At 71.2% G+C, this 14761-nt stretch carries 13 protein-coding genes and 1 riboswitch; of the genes, 6 read left to right on the top strand and 7 right to left on the bottom strand.

The genetic code is table 11. The annotated features are described in order from the left end of the window. Positions 1-61 precede the first annotated feature (61 nt). Both Q0Z83_RS45905 and Q0Z83_RS45900 read left to right on the top strand, forming a co-directional pair. Positions 62-565, top strand: a complete 504-nt coding sequence (locus Q0Z83_RS45905) for a GNAT family N-acetyltransferase (RefSeq protein ID WP_317789844.1) — start codon at positions 62-64, stop codon at positions 563-565. Positions 566-587: 22 nt separating this feature from the next. Beyond that, positions 588-1046 (top strand): hypothetical protein, encoded by a 459-nt coding sequence (locus Q0Z83_RS45900; protein ID WP_317789843.1) that lies wholly within the window; start codon positions 588-590, stop codon positions 1044-1046. Between the two features lie 236 nt (positions 1047-1282). Here Q0Z83_RS45900 and thrC read toward each other — a convergent pair whose 3' ends face one another. The 4 genes from thrC to Q0Z83_RS45880 all read right to left on the bottom strand — a co-directional run bounded on the left by thrC (position 1283) and on the right by Q0Z83_RS45880 (position 7371). Next, positions 1283-2566, bottom strand: a complete 1284-nt coding sequence (gene thrC / locus Q0Z83_RS45895; RefSeq protein ID WP_317789842.1) for a threonine synthase — start codon at positions 2564-2566, stop codon at positions 1283-1285. 9 nt (positions 2567-2575) lie between these two features. Continuing rightward, positions 2576-2714: riboswitch (SAM riboswitch) on the bottom strand. 117 nt (positions 2715-2831) lie between these two features. Then, positions 2832-3740 (bottom strand): GNAT family N-acetyltransferase, encoded by a 909-nt coding sequence (locus Q0Z83_RS45890; RefSeq protein ID WP_317789841.1) that lies wholly within the window; start codon positions 3738-3740, stop codon positions 2832-2834. Positions 3741-3790: 50 nt separating this feature from the next. Next, complete coding sequence (locus tag Q0Z83_RS45885) at positions 3791-4660, bottom strand: ABC transporter permease (protein ID WP_317789840.1); 870 nt, start codon at positions 4658-4660, stop codon at positions 3791-3793. Then, positions 4657-7371, bottom strand: coding sequence for an alpha/beta fold hydrolase (locus Q0Z83_RS45880; RefSeq protein WP_317789838.1), 2715 nt, complete (start codon positions 7369-7371; stop codon positions 4657-4659). The genes Q0Z83_RS45885 and Q0Z83_RS45880 overlap by 4 nt, the downstream gene beginning before the upstream one ends. Positions 7372-7488: 117 nt before the next feature. Between Q0Z83_RS45880 and Q0Z83_RS45875 the strand changes: the two genes are divergently transcribed. Next, positions 7489-9693, top strand: coding sequence for an AAA family ATPase (locus Q0Z83_RS45875; protein ID WP_317789837.1), 2205 nt, complete (start codon positions 7489-7491; stop codon positions 9691-9693). Here Q0Z83_RS45875 and Q0Z83_RS45870 read toward each other — a convergent pair. Together Q0Z83_RS45870 and Q0Z83_RS45865 are read right to left on the bottom strand one after the other, a co-directional pair. Next, positions 9690-10037, bottom strand: a complete 348-nt coding sequence (locus Q0Z83_RS45870) for a DUF3263 domain-containing protein (RefSeq protein WP_378079102.1) — start codon at positions 10035-10037, stop codon at positions 9690-9692. The two genes, Q0Z83_RS45875 and Q0Z83_RS45870, sit on opposite strands and share 4 nt — an antisense overlap. A 142-nt stretch (positions 10038-10179) precedes the next feature. After that, positions 10180-10965: a DeoR/GlpR family DNA-binding transcription regulator gene (locus Q0Z83_RS45865; protein ID WP_317789835.1), complete on the bottom strand. Its 786-nt coding sequence runs from the start codon at positions 10963-10965 to the stop codon at positions 10180-10182. A gap of 190 nt (positions 10966-11155) precedes the next feature. Between Q0Z83_RS45865 and Q0Z83_RS45860 the strand changes: the two genes are divergently transcribed. The 3 genes from Q0Z83_RS45860 to nagA are packed head-to-tail and all read left to right on the top strand — an operon-like array spanning position 11156 to position 14093. Further along, entirely contained in the window at positions 11156-12079 is a 924-nt protein-coding gene (locus Q0Z83_RS45860; protein WP_317789834.1) for an SIS domain-containing protein, read from the top strand. Further along, positions 12076-13002, top strand: a complete 927-nt coding sequence (locus Q0Z83_RS45855; RefSeq protein ID WP_317789833.1) for an ROK family protein — start codon at positions 12076-12078, stop codon at positions 13000-13002. Before Q0Z83_RS45860 ends, Q0Z83_RS45855 begins: the two co-directional genes overlap by 4 nt. Beyond that, entirely contained in the window at positions 12999-14093 is a 1095-nt protein-coding gene (nagA, locus tag Q0Z83_RS45850; protein WP_317789831.1) for an N-acetylglucosamine-6-phosphate deacetylase, read from the top strand. Before Q0Z83_RS45855 ends, nagA begins: the two co-directional genes overlap by 4 nt. On the opposite strand, the gene Q0Z83_RS45845 is transcribed toward nagA, so the two are convergent. Next, positions 14031-14756, bottom strand: coding sequence for a phosphatase PAP2 family protein (locus Q0Z83_RS45845; protein ID WP_317789830.1), 726 nt, complete (start codon positions 14754-14756; stop codon positions 14031-14033). The two genes, nagA and Q0Z83_RS45845, sit on opposite strands and share 63 nt — an antisense overlap. Positions 14757-14761 lie beyond the last annotated feature (5 nt).

Genomic DNA, 14761 nt, shown 5'->3' with positions numbered 1-14761 from the left:
ACCACTCGGCTTAGCGACAACCCGGTTGCCGACCAGGGATTGCGGCGGTAGGGATGGAACCATGGATAACTGGGACGTACGGCGGGTGACCCCGGACGACGCCGGCCGGATGCGGGCGCTGCGCCTGGAGATGCTGGCCGACAGTCCGCTGGCGTTCCTGGAGACCCTGGCCCAGGCCGCGGCCCGGCCGCACGACAACTACCGGCAGCGGATCGTGCAGTCGTCGGAGGGACCGGACACGGCCCAGTTCATCGTCGATCCGGGCGGGCCGCTGATCGGCCACGCGGGCGGGACCACGGTGCCCGGCGAGCCGGGCTGCACGGTCATCTTCGCGGTCTACCTGACCCCTTCCGTCCGGGGCGGCAAGATGCTCGGCCGGCTCGTCGAGGCGGTCGCCGACTGGTCCGCGGCGGCCGGGCGGGACGAGCTGATGCTGGAGGTGGTCTGCGGCAACGAGCGGGCCGTCCGGGCGTACGAGAAGCTCGGTTTCACCGACACCGGGGTCCGCCTGCCGCACCCGACCGTGCGTGTCCTCACCGAGTTGCAGATGCGCCGGCGGGTCTGAGATGGCCGGGCGCGGGTGGCACGTGACGCGGACGACGCTGACCGCGGTGAACGGGACGACCCTGGTCGGGCTGTTGGTGGCTCTCGGCACCGGCACGAAGGTCCGGCGAGGACGGCACGGGGTGCTGATCGCCGAGAACTTCCGGTTCCGGATGCCGGCCGGCTCCTGCTTCACGGTCGGCTCGGTGATCATCACGAACCGCCCCGCCGAGTGGCTGCTCGCCGAAGAGCGGATCCGGCTGTTCACCCACGAGTCCCGGCACGCGAGTCAGTACGCGTTCTTCGGCCCGCTGTTCTGGCCCGCCTACTGGCTCGCGTGTGGCTGGTCGATCGCGCTGACCAAGTCCTACGGGGTGCGCAACTGGTTCGAGAAGAACGCGGGCCTGGCCGACGGGCACTACCCGCTCGAACTGCCGCTTCGCCCGTGGGCGCAGAAGATGTTTGGTCGGGAGGACGGACGCACAGCACCTCCGGGCACGTAGCCGTTTGGGTCAGCGCTGGATCGTTGGGACCCTCTGGAGATTGTCGCCAAGCTCTGGTGAGGGGCCTCGTACGGCGTCGCGTCCTCCCGCAGAGAGCATCCTGCCCATCCGGAGATCGGAGTGCAAGTCCTCGGAGGAGGTAATTCTGACAACCGGCTGATCGTCGGTGACGGTCAGTGAGATTTGGTCACGAATTGGTGACCTTCGCCCGACCGCTCGGACGACCCGTAACGGGGTCAGCCGAGCAGGCCGGCCTCCCGGGCGCCGCGCAACGACGGCTTGATCGTGTGGGTCGGTCCAACCTGGCCGGCCACCGCGTCGAGTGTCTTCAGACCCTCACCGGTGTTGTAAACGACGGTCTCCTTGGTGGGGTCGAGCTTGCCACTGGCCACCAGCTTCTTGAGCACCGCGACGGTGGTGCCGCCGGCGGTCTCGGCGAAGATGCCGGTCGTCTCGGCCAGGAGCCGGATGCCGGCCCGGATCTCCTCGTCGTTCGCGTAGTCCATCCAGCCGCCGGTGCGCTTGACGGCCTCGATCGCGTACGGCCCGGCGGCCGGGTCACCGATGTTCAGCGACTTCGCGATGCCGGTCGGCTTCACCGGGGTGATCACGTCGGTGTCGGCGTGCAGGGCGACGGCGATCGGGTTACAGCCCTCGGACTGGGCGCCGAACACGGTCCAGCCGCCCTCCGGAGCCTCGGCGAGTCCGATCTCGACCAGCTCGGAGAACGCCTTGTCCACCTTGGTGAGCAGCTCACCGGAGGCCATCGGGATGACCACCTGGGCCGGGATGCGCCAGCCGAGCTGCTCGGCCACCTCGTAGCCGAGCGTCTTCGAGCCCTCGGCGTAGAACGGACGGACGTTCACGTTCACGAACGCGGTGTCCTCGAACTCGTCGGTCTCCACGAGCTCGCTGCACAGCCGGTTCACGTCGTCGTAGGAACCCTCGATGGCGACCAGCTCGCCGCCGTACACCGCGGTCGTGATGATCTTGCCCGGCTCCAGATCGGAGGGGATGAAGACGATGCTCGGCACACCGGCCCGGGCGGCGTGGGCGGCGACCGAGTTGGCCAGGTTGCCGGTCGAGGCGCAGGAGAACCGCTTGAAGCCCAGCTCCTTGGCCGCGGTCAGGGCCACCGAGACGACCCGGTCCTTGAACGAGTGGGTCGGGTTCTGCGAGTCGTCCTTGACGTAGAGCGGGGCCTCGATGCCGACCGCCGCGGCCAGCTGCGGGGCGGCCACCAGCGGGGTCAGGCCGGGGTCGAGGGTCACCCGGGTCGCCGGGTCCTGGCCGGCCGGCAGGAGGGCCGCGTAACGCCAGATGTTCTGCGGGCCCGCCTCGATCTGGGCCCGGGTCACCCGCGCGAGGGCCGCCTCGTCGTACGCGACCTCGAGCGGGCCGAAACACTCGTAACAAGCGTGCTGCGCGGCGAGCGGGTACTCGGCGCCGCAGGCGCGACAGATCAGACCGCGAGCGGGCGACGTGGAGGTGGTCGAGGGTGCGTCAACGACAGACGTCATCAGAGTTTCCTCTCATCTTTCCCCGCGGCGACCTGCCGAAACGGGGACGGAATTAGCACCTGCCACACGCGGCTCGTCATCGAGAATCGCTGCGCGGTGGTTGCCGGGGCTTCGTCGGGCCGTATCCCTCTGCCCCTCTGGATGAGGTATTCAGTTGTTTCCCACACCTTACGACGAGATGCCGTGAACACCACACGGTCTTCCCGATGTGTGAGCCACCTCCTTCCCCTGTCCGGCCGGCCCTGGGCCGGCCGGGGGTTGATCTTCAGAGCTCGGCCAGGCAGGAGACCTGACGGGCCACCGGGCGGTAGCCGAGCCGCTCGTTCACCGCGAGCATCGGGGCGTTCTCCTCGTCGTTGCTGGTGTAGGCGGCCCGCACACCGGAGGCCGCGGCCCGGCGCAGCGCCGCCGTCTTCACCAGCCGGGCCAGGCCCCGGCCGCGATACGCCGGGACGGTGGCGGTCATGTCCGACCAGATCCGGTCGCCGTCGCGCAGCACCAGCGAGAACGACACGATCTCCCGGTCCGCGACAGCGGCGATGCTGGCGTCCCGGTCCAGGCCCGGCTCATCCCAGATCTCGTAACGCCACAACGGGTACGGCGTCGGCTGCGGCGCCGTCTCACCGGGCTCATCGGTCGCGGCCGCCACATCCGCCGCGTACAGCGCCTCCTCCGTCACCTCGCGCAGCCGCACCACCTGGATCCCGGGCGGCGCCGGCACGAACGGCCGGTCCCCGAACCCGGTCAGGTCCAGGGCCGAGAAGCGCATCTCCCGGGACGGCGTGAAGCCGTGCGCGCCGGCGAACCCGACCGACTCCGGAGCGGCCCAACTGCTCGCCCGGCGCACCCCGACCGAACGCAGGTGGCCGACCGCCTCGGCGAGCAGGGCCGCGCCGATGCCTCGGCGCCGGTGCTGTGGGTGCACGTGCAGCGCGACCCGCCCGAAACCGGAGTCCGCCGAGCGGGTGTCCCGGAACGCCGAGGTGAGGCCGACGATCCCGGCGTCGCTCTCGGCCACCCGGAAGATCCGGTCCCCGCCGGGTGGTGGCTCGGCGAACATGCGGCGGGTGGCCGCTTCACCACGAACCAGATAGGGGTGGACCGCGGAGCGGAGAGCGACCGCCTCCGCGGCGTCGTCGGGGCGGGCCGGGCGGATCGAGAAGTCAGCCGTCACGGCCGCCATGCCACCCCGCGGCCGCCCCGGCCGTCAACCCGATTTACCCGTCAGGAGGTGACGTCCTTGCGGGTGAAGCGGTAGAACGCGATCCCCCAGAACAGTGTGGCGTAGACGACCGCGGAGATCGCGCCCTTCGCCAGGTCCTCGGTCTGCACCGGGGTGGACAGCAGGCCCATCCAGGCGTCCGTGTAGTGGGTCGGCAGGCCGTTACGGATGCCGCCGAGCGCGTCGATCTGGTCCAGGATGCTGGACAGGATCCAGAGCAGCACCGCGCCGCCGACCGCGCCGAGAGCGGCATCGGTCAGCACTGACAGCAGGAACGCCAGGCCGGCCACCACGAGCAGGGTGGTCGCCAGGTAGGCGCAGATGCCCAGTAGCCGCAGCAGGCCCTCACCGGGTGGGATCTCGGCGGCGATCGTGCTGCCCATCGGGGACCAGCCGTACCGCAGGGTGCCGACCAGCAGACTGGTGCCGACCAGCAGGAACAGGGCGAGCAGCGAATACCCGGCGGCGACGATCAGCTTGACACCGAGCAGCCGGGCCCGCGGGACCGGGATCGCCAGCAGGTAGCGCAGGCTGCCCCAGCTCGCCTCACTGGCCACCGTGTCCCCGAAGAACAGCGCGACCACCACGACCAGCAGGAACCCGGCTGAGACGGCCAGCCCGAAGAGCGCGAAGTTGAGCCCACCGGAGGTGGCCAGGTCGGCCATGCTGCTGAACGCGCCACCGCCGTTGCCGTCGTCGTCGTCCCGGCCGCCGCCACCGAACTCGAACGCGGCCAACACGATCAGCGGCAGCAGCACCATGAAACCGAGCGCCAGCTGGGTACGCCGCCGGGACGCCTGCCGGCGCACCTCGGCCCAGATCGGCATCGTGCGCGACGGCTTGTAGCCGGGCGCCGCTTCCAGCGTGGTCATCGGTCCCCACTTCCTCGCGAGTTGTCGCCGACCAGGGACAGGAACGCGTCCTCCAGACGGCGGCGCGGCACCAGCCGGTCCACCCCGATACCGGCCCCGACCAGGGAGGCGACCACCTCGGACCGGGCCGTGCCGTTCATGTCGACGATCAGGCCGTTCGGACCCTCGGTCTTGACCGAGGCCACGCCCAGGTCCTGCAGGATCCGGGTGGCGGCGGGCACGTCGGAGACGTCGAGCTGCACCGACGGGGAGTCCCCGACGATGTCGCTGACCGGGCCGGACGCGACGATCCGGCCCTTGTTGACGACGACCGCGTGGGTGCAGGTCTGCTCCACCTCGGCGAGCAGGTGGCTGGAGACCAGCACGGCCCGGCCGTCGGTCGCGTACCGCTGGAGGACCCGACGCATCTCGGCGATCTGCGGCGGGTCGAGCCCGTCCGTCGGCTCGTCGAGCACCAGCAGCTCCGGCAGGCCGAGCATGGCCTGTGCGATGGCGAGCCGCTGCCGCATGCCGTGGCTGTACTTACGGGTCTTGCGGTGCACCGAGTCGCCCAGGCCGGCGATCTCCAGCGCCTCGGAGAAGTGGGCGTCCTCCCACGGGCGGCCGGTGGCCTGCCAGTACGCCTTCAGGTTCTCCTCACCGGTCAGGTGCGGCAGGAAACCCGGGCCCTCGACCAGCGCACCGACCCGCGACAGGATCGGGGCGCCGGGGACCAGCCGGTGCCCGAAGACGTAGATCTCACCGGCGGTCGGCTGGGTCAGGCCCATCAGCACCCGCAGTGTGGTGGTCTTGCCGGCGCCGTTCGGGCCGAGCAGGCCGACGACCTGGCCGCGCTGGACGGTGAAGCCGATCTCCTGGACCGCCACGAACCCGTCGCCGTACGCCTTGCGCAGCCCGTTCACCACGAGCGGGGTGTCCGCGTGCTCTTCGACCACGGCGACGTCCCGCCGCCGGTGCCGGATCCGGCTGACCAGCAGGAGCAGCACCAGACCGAGCAGGATCACCCCGATCACGCCGGCCAGCACGTACCACCAGAGGCTGCCCGGGTCGGCGATCGGTGTGCCGGTCAGCGTCGGCAGGGTCAGCACCGGTTCCACCGCGACCGTGTACGTCGCGGGCTGGGCGGGCGTGAGGAATGCCTGATCGGAGGTGGCGACGGTGACCCGTACCAGATGACCTGCCTCGATCTGCCGGACGATCGCCGGAAGCGTCACGCTGACCGGTTGGGCCTGGGCGATATCGGTCGGCAGGCCGGTGAGCCGGATCGGCGCGACCAGGCCCGCGCTGAGCGTCGCCGACCCGTTGGGGTCGACGTCGTAGAGCTTGACGAAGAGAACCGCCTCGCCGGTCGGGGACGCCGCCCGCAACCGCACCGTGGGCGCGCCGGCCACCTCGACCGGAGCGGTCAACGCGGCCGACTCGAAGATCGCGTGCTGGCCCGGGACGTCCATGGCGACGCCGCCGCTGAGCACCGAACTGAGCCGGCTGGTGATGCCCGGCACCGAGGAGATGGCGCCCGGGTTGCCGTTCGGCGGGTTCGCGATCGGCTGCGCCGGACCCTGCACGGTGATCTCGGTGCGGCCGGTGCCGGTGAGCCCGGGGTACGAGTCGGTGGAGTAGCCGTTGGTGACCAGGCCGCGGTCGAGCGCGCTGAACCCGGCGACCCGGGAGAACGTGAAGTCGTCGCCCGGCGCGTCGCCCTCGCCCTTCAGGTAGTGGTCGAGCCACTGGACCGTCAGGTACTTGAGCCGGTCGGAGTCGGAGGTCGGGCCGGTGCCGCCGTCGTGACCGCCGGTGAACCAGGCGACTCGCACCGGTGTGCCGGTCGCGGCGATCCCTTTGGCGTTGGCGTCCGCCTCGGAGAGCGGGAAGAGCGTGTCGACCGCGCCCTGAATCAGCAGGGTCGGCGCCTTGATCTTGTCGAGCACGGTGGCCGGGCTGGACTTGAGCAGCAGTGCCCTGGTGGCCTCGTCGGGGGTGCCGGTGGTGGCCATCTGCAGGTAGGCCTGGCAGACGTCCTCAGCGAACCGGCCGCAGGCGGGGTCTCCCTGCTCCTGACCGCGGCCCTGCATCAGGGACCCGGCTCCGTTGCCGAAGAAATAACCGGCCCACGCCTTCTTGAAGACGCCGCCCGGGACCAGAGCCTGGTTCAGATCGTTCCAGGTGATCTGCGGGACGATCGCGTCGACCCGAGAGTCCTGACCGGCCAGCATGAGGGCCAGCGCGCCGCCGTAGGAGCCGCCGACCGCCGCCACCTTCGGGTCGCCGGCGCCGTCGGTGGCCACCTCGGGACGGGTGGCCAGCCAGTCGAGCAGCTTCTGCGCGTCCTTGACCTCGTGGTCCGGGCTGTCCAGGTGAATCTGTCCGGTGCTGCGGCCGAAACCCCGCGCGGTGTACGCGAGAACGGCGTACCCACGCTCGGCGAGCGACTCGGCGTCGTCCCGGACCGAGTCCTTGGTGCCGCCGAACCCGTGGGCGAGCAGCACCGCGGGCACCTTGCCGTCCCGGTCGGCCGGCAGGTAGAAGCGGGCGTCCAACTCGACGTCGGCACCGGCGAGCCGAAGGTCCTCGGTGGTCCAGGCGTCGGAGGTGGGGCGCAGCGCCCAGACTGCGGCGCCGGCCAGCACCACGAGGGCGGCTGCGGCGGGCAGGACCCGGCGCCGGGGAAGCCGGGAAAGCGTACGTCGCAGTCCGGCGGTCAGGTCAGGCATGGCGCACACGCTAGCTCGATCCGACTGAGCGGTGCCTGTGAAACCTCTCAGCCGACGCGGCTACCCCACTCCGGATAGCGTGGACGCCTCAGACCCACCTTCGGAAAGGCACGCCCGGTGGCCGATGACCTCACGCTGACCGTGACCCTGCGACCGGCCGCCTTGGACGCGCGACGCGGCATCGTGCGGTTGCACCCGGAGGTGATGGCCGCGTTGGCCCTGCGCTCCGGCGACCCGGTGCGGCTGACCGGCACCCGGACCACGGCCGGGATCGTCGCCAAGGCCGAGTCGACGGCCGGGCGCGGGCTGCTCTACGCCGACGATCTGACGCTCGGCAACCTCGGGATGCGCGACGGCGGCCAGGTCACCGTCACCCCGGTCCCGGTGACCCAGGCGACCCGGGTGACCCTGACCGGTCCGGCCGAGGTGGTCGCCGTGGTCTCCCCCGAGATGCTGCGGCTGGCGCTGCTCGGCAAGGTGGTCAGTGCCGGTGACGACGTCTCGCTGCTGCCGCAGGACGTGCTCCCGGAGGCCGGGCACCGGCCCCTGGTCGAGGCGGCCCGGCGCAGTCTCGCCAACCGGGTCGGCTACGCCTGGACCAGCACCCTGCTCAACGTGATCGAGGTGACCGACGGCGACGCCTCGCTGGTCACCATGGACACCGTCGTCGCCTGGCAGGACGGCCCGTCCGCGGCGGCTCCGGCGGCCCGCCCGGTGGTCGCCTCGGACGCGCCGGCCTCGACCGACCCGGATGTGCCGCCGCTCAGCCTCGACGACCTGCCCGGTCTCCGCGCCCAGGCCAAGGAGCTGGAGGAACTGCTCGATCTCGGTTTCCACCACCGGGAGGTGCTGGCCAGGCTGGGCACCCGGGTGACCCTCGGTGTACTGATCTCCGGCCCCTCCGGGTCCGGCAAATCGGCACTGGTCCGGGCGGTCGGCGCGGCGGTGAACGCCGAGGTGCGCACGGTCTGGGCGCCGGAACTGGCCGCCCTGACCAACAACGCGGCGGCGGCCCGGCTGCGAGAGCTCGCCAAGGAGGTACGGGCCGGGCACCCGGCCGTGCTACTGATCTCCGACGTCGAGGCGCTCGCCCCGCGTGAGGAGCCGGGCCCGATCTCCACGGTGTTCCGTCAGGTGCTGGCCGACACGCTCGTCGACGGGACCGCGGTCGTCTGCACCACCAGTAGACCCGAGTCGGTGGACCCGGCACTGCGCGCCCCGGAGCTGTTGTCCGTGCAGCTCACCGTGCCCCTGCCGGACTCCGCGATGCGCCGGGAGCAGCTGGGCGTGCTGACCCGCGGGATGCCACTGGCCGAGGATGTGCGGCTGGACGAGGTCGCCGGGCGTACCCCCGGTTTCGTCGCCGCCGATCTCGGCGCGCTGGCCCGGGAGGCCGGGGTCCGGGCCGCGCTCCGACAAAAGGAGGCGCCGTCACCCACGGTCACCATGGCCGATTTCGAAGCCGCTCTCGACGTGGTCCGGCCGACCTCGATGGCCGAGTCCACGCTGGAGGTCGCCGCGGTGACCCTGGACGACGTCGGCGACATGGCCGAGGTCAAGCAGGTGCTCACCGAGTCGGTGCTGTGGCCGCTCACCTATCCGGACACGTTCGCCCGGCTCGGGGTGTCGCCGCCGCGCGGTGTGCTGCTCTACGGCCCGCCCGGCTGCGGAAAGACCTATCTGGTCAAAGCCATCGCCGGTACGGGTAAGGCGAACGTCCTTTCGGTCAAGGGCGCCGAGCTGCTCAGCAAGTGGGTCGGCGACAGTGAGCGGTCGGTGCGCGAACTGTTCCGCCGGGCCCGGGAGGCGGCACCGACGCTCGTCTTCCTGGACGAGGTGGACGCGTTGGCCCCGGCCCGGGGGCAGGGCACCGACGGCGGCGTCACCGACCGGGTGGTGGCCGCTCTGCTGACCGAACTGGACGGTGTCGAGGACCTGCGCAACGTGGTGGTGATCGGGGCGACCAACCGGCCCGACCTGATCGATCCGGCGTTGCTGCGCCCGGGTCGGCTGGAGCGGCTGGTGTTCGTGCCGCCGCCGGACGCCGACGCCCGGACCGCGATCCTGCGCGCGTCGTCGAAGGCGGTGCCGCTGGACGCGTCGGTCGACCTGGTCGAGTTGGGCGCCGCCCTGGACGGCTTCTCGGCTGCCGACTGCTCCGCGCTGATCCGGGAGTCGGCGCTGGCCGCGATGCGCGAATCGCTGGAGGCGACGACTGTCACCGCGGCGAACGTGGCGACGGCCCGTTCCCGGGTCCGGCCCTCCCTGGACCCCGACCAGGTGGCGTGGCTGGCCTCTTACGCCGAGTCCCACCAGCCCTAACGGCGGCGGGTGCGGGCTCGGGCCGAGCGGAGCCGGCGGAGGCGGCCGACCAGGACCGGGTCCTTCTCCAGAGCGGCCGGGTTGTCGAGCAGACCGTTGAGGAGCTGGTAGTAGCGGGTCGAGGAGAGCCCGAAGGTGTCCCGGATGGCCTGCTCCTTGGAACCGGCGTGTTTCCACCACTTGCTTTCGAACGCGAGGATCTCCAGCTCCCGATCGGTGAGCGCGGCCTCCGCGACGGGAGTCACCGGCTCCGCCACACGTGGGGCGGGGATGTGCTGCTGCTCCTCGACCGGCTGGTCACCGGTCGGTTCGGCGGCGGGCTGCATGGCGCTCCCAGACGGCATCGGTGACCACGGATTTCACGAGGGATCCTCAGCATAGGGCGCACCGAAGATCCCCGCAGACGCTACCCGACGCGACACATCGACTACGGTCCGTCCACATAGCTGCCACCCGATCGGCTGCAACTACGCCGATCTGAGGAAATCAGGCGGTGATGACGTCCACTCCGGCATCTCGGAACGCGGCGATCGTCGAAGTGGGCGCCCCCGAGTCGGTGACCAGCGTCTCGATCTTGCTGATCGGGCAGATCCGGGCGAACGCGTGGCCACCGAGCTTGGACGAGTCGGCGATCACGACGACCCGCTTGGCCCGGGCGACCATCAGGCTGTTCATCGACGCCTCGCCCTCGTGGTGGGAGGCCGCACCCAGCTCCACGTCGAGCGCGTCGACGCCGAGCAGCACGATGTCGAGGGTGACCTCCTTGAGCAGCGCCCCGCCGAGCGGGCCGACCACCTCGAAGGACTGCGGCCGCACCACACCACCGGCCACCACGATCTTCATGCGGGAGCGCAGCAGCAGCTCGTTGGCGATGTTCAGGGCGTTGGTGACCACGGTGAGCTGGGAGCCCTCGCCACCGGCGTTGAGGTCGGGGCGGACCGCCAGCGCCCGGGCCACCTCGGTGATCGTGGTGCCGCCGTTGAGACCGACGACGGTGCCGGGAGTGACCAGGCGGGCGGCGGCCTCACCGATGCGCTGCTTCTCGGCCGAGTGCTTGGCACTCTTGTAGCGCAGCGGCAGGTCGTAAGACACCCCGTTGGCCACCGCACCACCCCGGGTACGGGTGATCATCTGCTGCTGGGCGAGCTGGTCGAAGTCGCGGCGGATGGTCGCCTGGGACACGTCGAGGCGCTCGGAGGCCTCCTCCACGGTCACCCGGCCGCTCTCCGTCAGTAGCTCAAGCAGGGCATTCCACCGCGCGTACCGATCCACCCACCACTCTCCGATGCACGTTCCATGATAAGTGTGTGCACATTAGTGCGCGAAAGGCCCGGAAGCAAAGCCAACTGATGCGCGAAGGTCCTTTGGAACTTGCCCCCGCGGCAGCACTCTGAGCACAATAACGCGCGAAAGACCCGGGAACCGAGCGCGAATGCGCAGCACCTACCGGTGAGGAACCGACATGAGCCATGTCAAAGCGGAAATCGCCACACAAGCCGAGTGCTGGCGGCAGGCGGCGAAACTAGCCGAGTCACCCGGGCTACCGGCCCGCGGAGAGCGCGTCGCCGTCGTCGGATGCGGCACCTCCTGGTTCATGGCCAAGTCCTACGCGGTGCTACGTGAGCAGCTCGAACACGGCGAGACCGACGCCTTCCAGGCCTCCGACTTCCCGTATGCCAGGCGTTACGACCGGCTCGTCGCGATCACCCGGTCCGGCACCACCACCGAGACCCTCGAGGTGATGCGCACGGTCGCTGAGCACACCCCGGTCACCGTCTTCACCGCCGACGCCGCCCAGCCGGCCACCGAGATCGCCGGCCACTCGGTCGTGCTCGACTTCGCCGACGAGAGGTCGGTGGTGCAGACCCGGTTCGCCACCAGCGTGCTGGCCACCCTGCGGGCCCACCTGGGGCACGACATCGAGGCCGCGGCGGCCGACGCCGAGGTGGCCATCCGGCTGCCGCTGCCGGTGCACCCGTCGCTGGTCGACCAGATCACCTTCATCGGCCGGGGCTGGACCGTCGGGCTGGCCGAGGAGGCCGCACTCAAGTGCCGGGAGACCGCCGGGTTCTGGACCGAGTCGTACCCGGCCATGGACTACCGGCACGGCCCGATCGCGATCGCCGGACCGCGCCGCGTGGTGTGGGCCTTCGGTGACGTCCCGGCCGGGCTGGCCGAGGAGGTCGAGGCGACCGGCGCCGCGTTCGTGCACAGCCGGCACCACGGCGGGTACGGCGCGATCGGCCGCTGGGCGGGCAAGCGAGCCCCCCTCGACCCGATGGCCGACCTGATCCTGGCCCAGCGGGTGGCTCTCGCGCTGGCCACCACCCAGGGTCTCGACCCCGACCACCCACGCAACCTCAGCCGTTCCGTAGTCCTGACATGAGCGACCCGGTCGTCGTCGCCCTCGACGTGGGCGGCACCGGGATGAAGTGCGCCCTGGTCCGTCCAGACGGCGTCGTCCACCACGAGGAACGCCACCCGACCCGGGCCGAGCGCGGCCCGGTGGCGGTCACCGAGACGATCCTGGCCGTCGCCGAGAGGCTGGCCGGGCGGGCCCGCGCCGACGGGCTCACACCCGTGGCGACCGGCATCGCGGTGCCGGGTGTCGTCGACGAGCTGAACGGCGTCGCGGTGTGGTCGGCGAATGTGGGCTTCCGTGACGTACCGCTGAAGGAACTTGCCGAGCAGCGCCTGGGCCTGCCCGCCGCGCTCGGCCACGACGTGCGTGTCGGCGCTCTCGCCGAGGCTCGCCTCGGCGCCGGACGCGGACGGCGACATGTTTTGTTCGTCGCGATCGGTACCGGTATCGCCGGAGGTCTCGTCATCGACGGCCGCGGCTATCCGGGAGCGCACGGCGCCGCCGGTGAGCTCGGACACGTCGTGGTCCGGCCGGGCGGCGCGGAGTGCGGCTGCGGACTACGCGGCTGCTTGGAGGCGGAGGCGTCGGCCAAGTCGGTCGGCCGCAAGTACGCCGAACTGTCCGGCGAGGCGGGCGCGACCGCCTTCGACGTGGCCACCCGGGCCGCCCGCGGCGAGGAACTGGCCCGCCGTGTCTGGCTGGACGCGGTGGAGGCGCTGGCCGACGGGCTGCTGACCGCGCAGGCGCTCTACGACGTCGGGGTGGTCGTGCTCGGTGGCGGGCTGGCCGAGGCCGGCGACGACCTGCTGCTGCCCGTGCGGGCCGCGGTCGCCGAGCGGGTCACGTTCCACCGGTCCCCCGAGATCGTCCGGGCCGAGCTGGGCGACACCGCCGGCTGCCTCGGCTCTGCCCTGCTCGCCCTGGACAGCCGGAAAGGCACCCCGTGACCCGAATCTCCGGCCGGATCGTCACCCCCGACGCGATCATTCCCGGTCATCTCGAGCTGGACGGCGAGCTGATCGCGGCGATCGTCCCGGACGACGGCGTCGGCGACGACGTGATCGTGCCCGGCTTCGTCGACCTGCACTGCCACGGCGGCGGCGGGCACACGTTCACCACGGGCTCGTTCCTGGCCGCGAAGGAGGCCGCCGCCTTCCATCTGCGGCACGGCACCACGACGATGCTGGCCAGCCTGGTCAGCTCGCCGTTCGAGCTGATGCGGTCGGCGGTGTCGGCCTTCCAGCCGCTGGTCGACGACGGGACACTGGCCGGGATCCACTTCGAGGGGCCCTACCTCTCCGAGGTGCGCTGCGGGGCGCAGAACCCGGCCCACCTGCGTGATCCGTCGATGTCGGAGATCAAAGACCTGATCAAGATCGGCGAGGGCGCGGTACGGATGATGACCGTCGCCCCGGAACTGCCGGGCGCCCTGGAGGCCATCTCGTACCTGGCCGAGCACGGCGTTCTGGCCGCGGTCGGACACACCGACGCCACGTACGACCAGACCCACGCCGGGGTGGCGGCCGGCGCGACCGTGGCCACGCACCTGTTCAACGGCATGCGCCCGCCGCACCACCGTGAACCTGGCCCGGTCGTCGGCCTGCTCTCCTCGACCATCGTGTGCGAGTTGATCGCCGACAACATCCACCTGCACCCGGGCATGCTGGCGTTCGCCGCCCGCAGCACCGGCCCGGACCGGGCGGTGCTGATCACCGACGCGATGGACGCCACCGGAATGCCCGACGGCCGCTACGAGCTGGGCGGCCAGGAGGTGGTCGTCGCCGACCGGGTGGCCCGGCTCGCGCACAACGGCTCGATCGCCGGCAGCACCCTCACCATGGACGTGGCCCTGCGCAATGCGGTGGCGGCCGGCCTGCCCCTGGTCGACGCCGCCCGCATGGCCTCGACCACCCCGGCCCGCCTGCTCGGCCTGTCCGACCGGCTCGGCGCTCTGCAGCCCGGCCTGCGCGCCGACCTAGTGGTGCTCACCCCCGACCTGACCCGGAGAACGGTCCTCCGAGCCGGCGAAGCGCTCTAACGGTCCCAGCGGGATCCGGTCCCACGGGGTGCGGTCGATCAGGCGGGCGAGGACCAGGCCGAGGAAGAGCGCGGCGATCGAGTCGGTCAGCCAGTGGAAGCCGGTGTAGACCGTGGTGATGAAGACGATCGCCACCGGTAGGACCCGAACAAGGATCGTCTCCCGCCGGGTGAGAGCCCGCTGCAGAACACCGGCCAGCAGGACGGCGATCACCGCGTACCAGACCAGCGCATTCGCCACATGCCCGGACGGATAGCTCACCGACAGCGTGCCCGACGCGTCCGGGTTGAACAGAACTGCCCGGTTGTCCAGCTTAAACTTGGGGGCTGCCCGATCGAAGAAGACCTTCGCCGGACCGATCGTGAAGAAGGTCAGCACGAACGCGGCGACGAACGGCAGCACCGCCCGGATCGACTGGATCCGTCGCCACCACAGAAAGGTCAGGATCACCGCCACCGGCATCAGCACCTGGGCGCCCTGGCCGAGATAGTTGAGGACCCGGGCGGTCCAGTAGGGCACCCACGGCTGGTGGGCGAACGACCAGTCGGCCACCCACTCGTCGAGGGCCAGCAGGTGGCCGCGGGCCAGGGCCAGGGTCAGCGCCACGAAGGCGGCGACGGCCAGCAGGTCGGGCCACCAGCTGCGGGTGATCTTCGAAGACACCCCTC

This window comes from Actinoplanes sichuanensis (assembly GCF_033097365.1).
Lineage (GTDB): Bacteria > Actinomycetota > Actinomycetes > Mycobacteriales > Micromonosporaceae > Actinoplanes > Actinoplanes sichuanensis.
This window is presented reverse-complemented; position numbering and strand designations above follow the sequence as displayed.

What these genes read in the sequence shown, in the direction of transcription:
- Q0Z83_RS45905 (WP_317789844.1), top strand. Translation starts at nt 62, where the DNA reads ATGGATAACTGGGACGTACGGCGGGTGACCCCGGACGACGCCGGCCGG.
- thrC (WP_317789842.1), bottom strand. Translation starts at nt 2,566, where the DNA reads ATGACGTCTGTCGTTGACGCACCCTCGACCACCTCCACGTCGCCCGCT.
- Q0Z83_RS45885 (WP_317789840.1), bottom strand. Translation starts at nt 4,660, where the DNA reads ATGACCACGCTGGAAGCGGCGCCCGGCTACAAGCCGTCGCGCACGATG.
- Q0Z83_RS45880 (WP_317789838.1), bottom strand. Translation starts at nt 7,371, where the DNA reads ATGCCTGACCTGACCGCCGGACTGCGACGTACGCTTTCCCGGCTTCCC.
- Q0Z83_RS45870 (WP_378079102.1), bottom strand. Translation starts at nt 10,037, where the DNA reads ATGCCGTCTGGGAGCGCCATGCAGCCCGCCGCCGAACCGACCGGTGAC.
- Q0Z83_RS45860 (WP_317789834.1), top strand. Translation starts at nt 11,156, where the DNA reads ATGAGCCATGTCAAAGCGGAAATCGCCACACAAGCCGAGTGCTGGCGG.
- Q0Z83_RS45855 (WP_317789833.1), top strand. Translation starts at nt 12,076, where the DNA reads ATGAGCGACCCGGTCGTCGTCGCCCTCGACGTGGGCGGCACCGGGATG.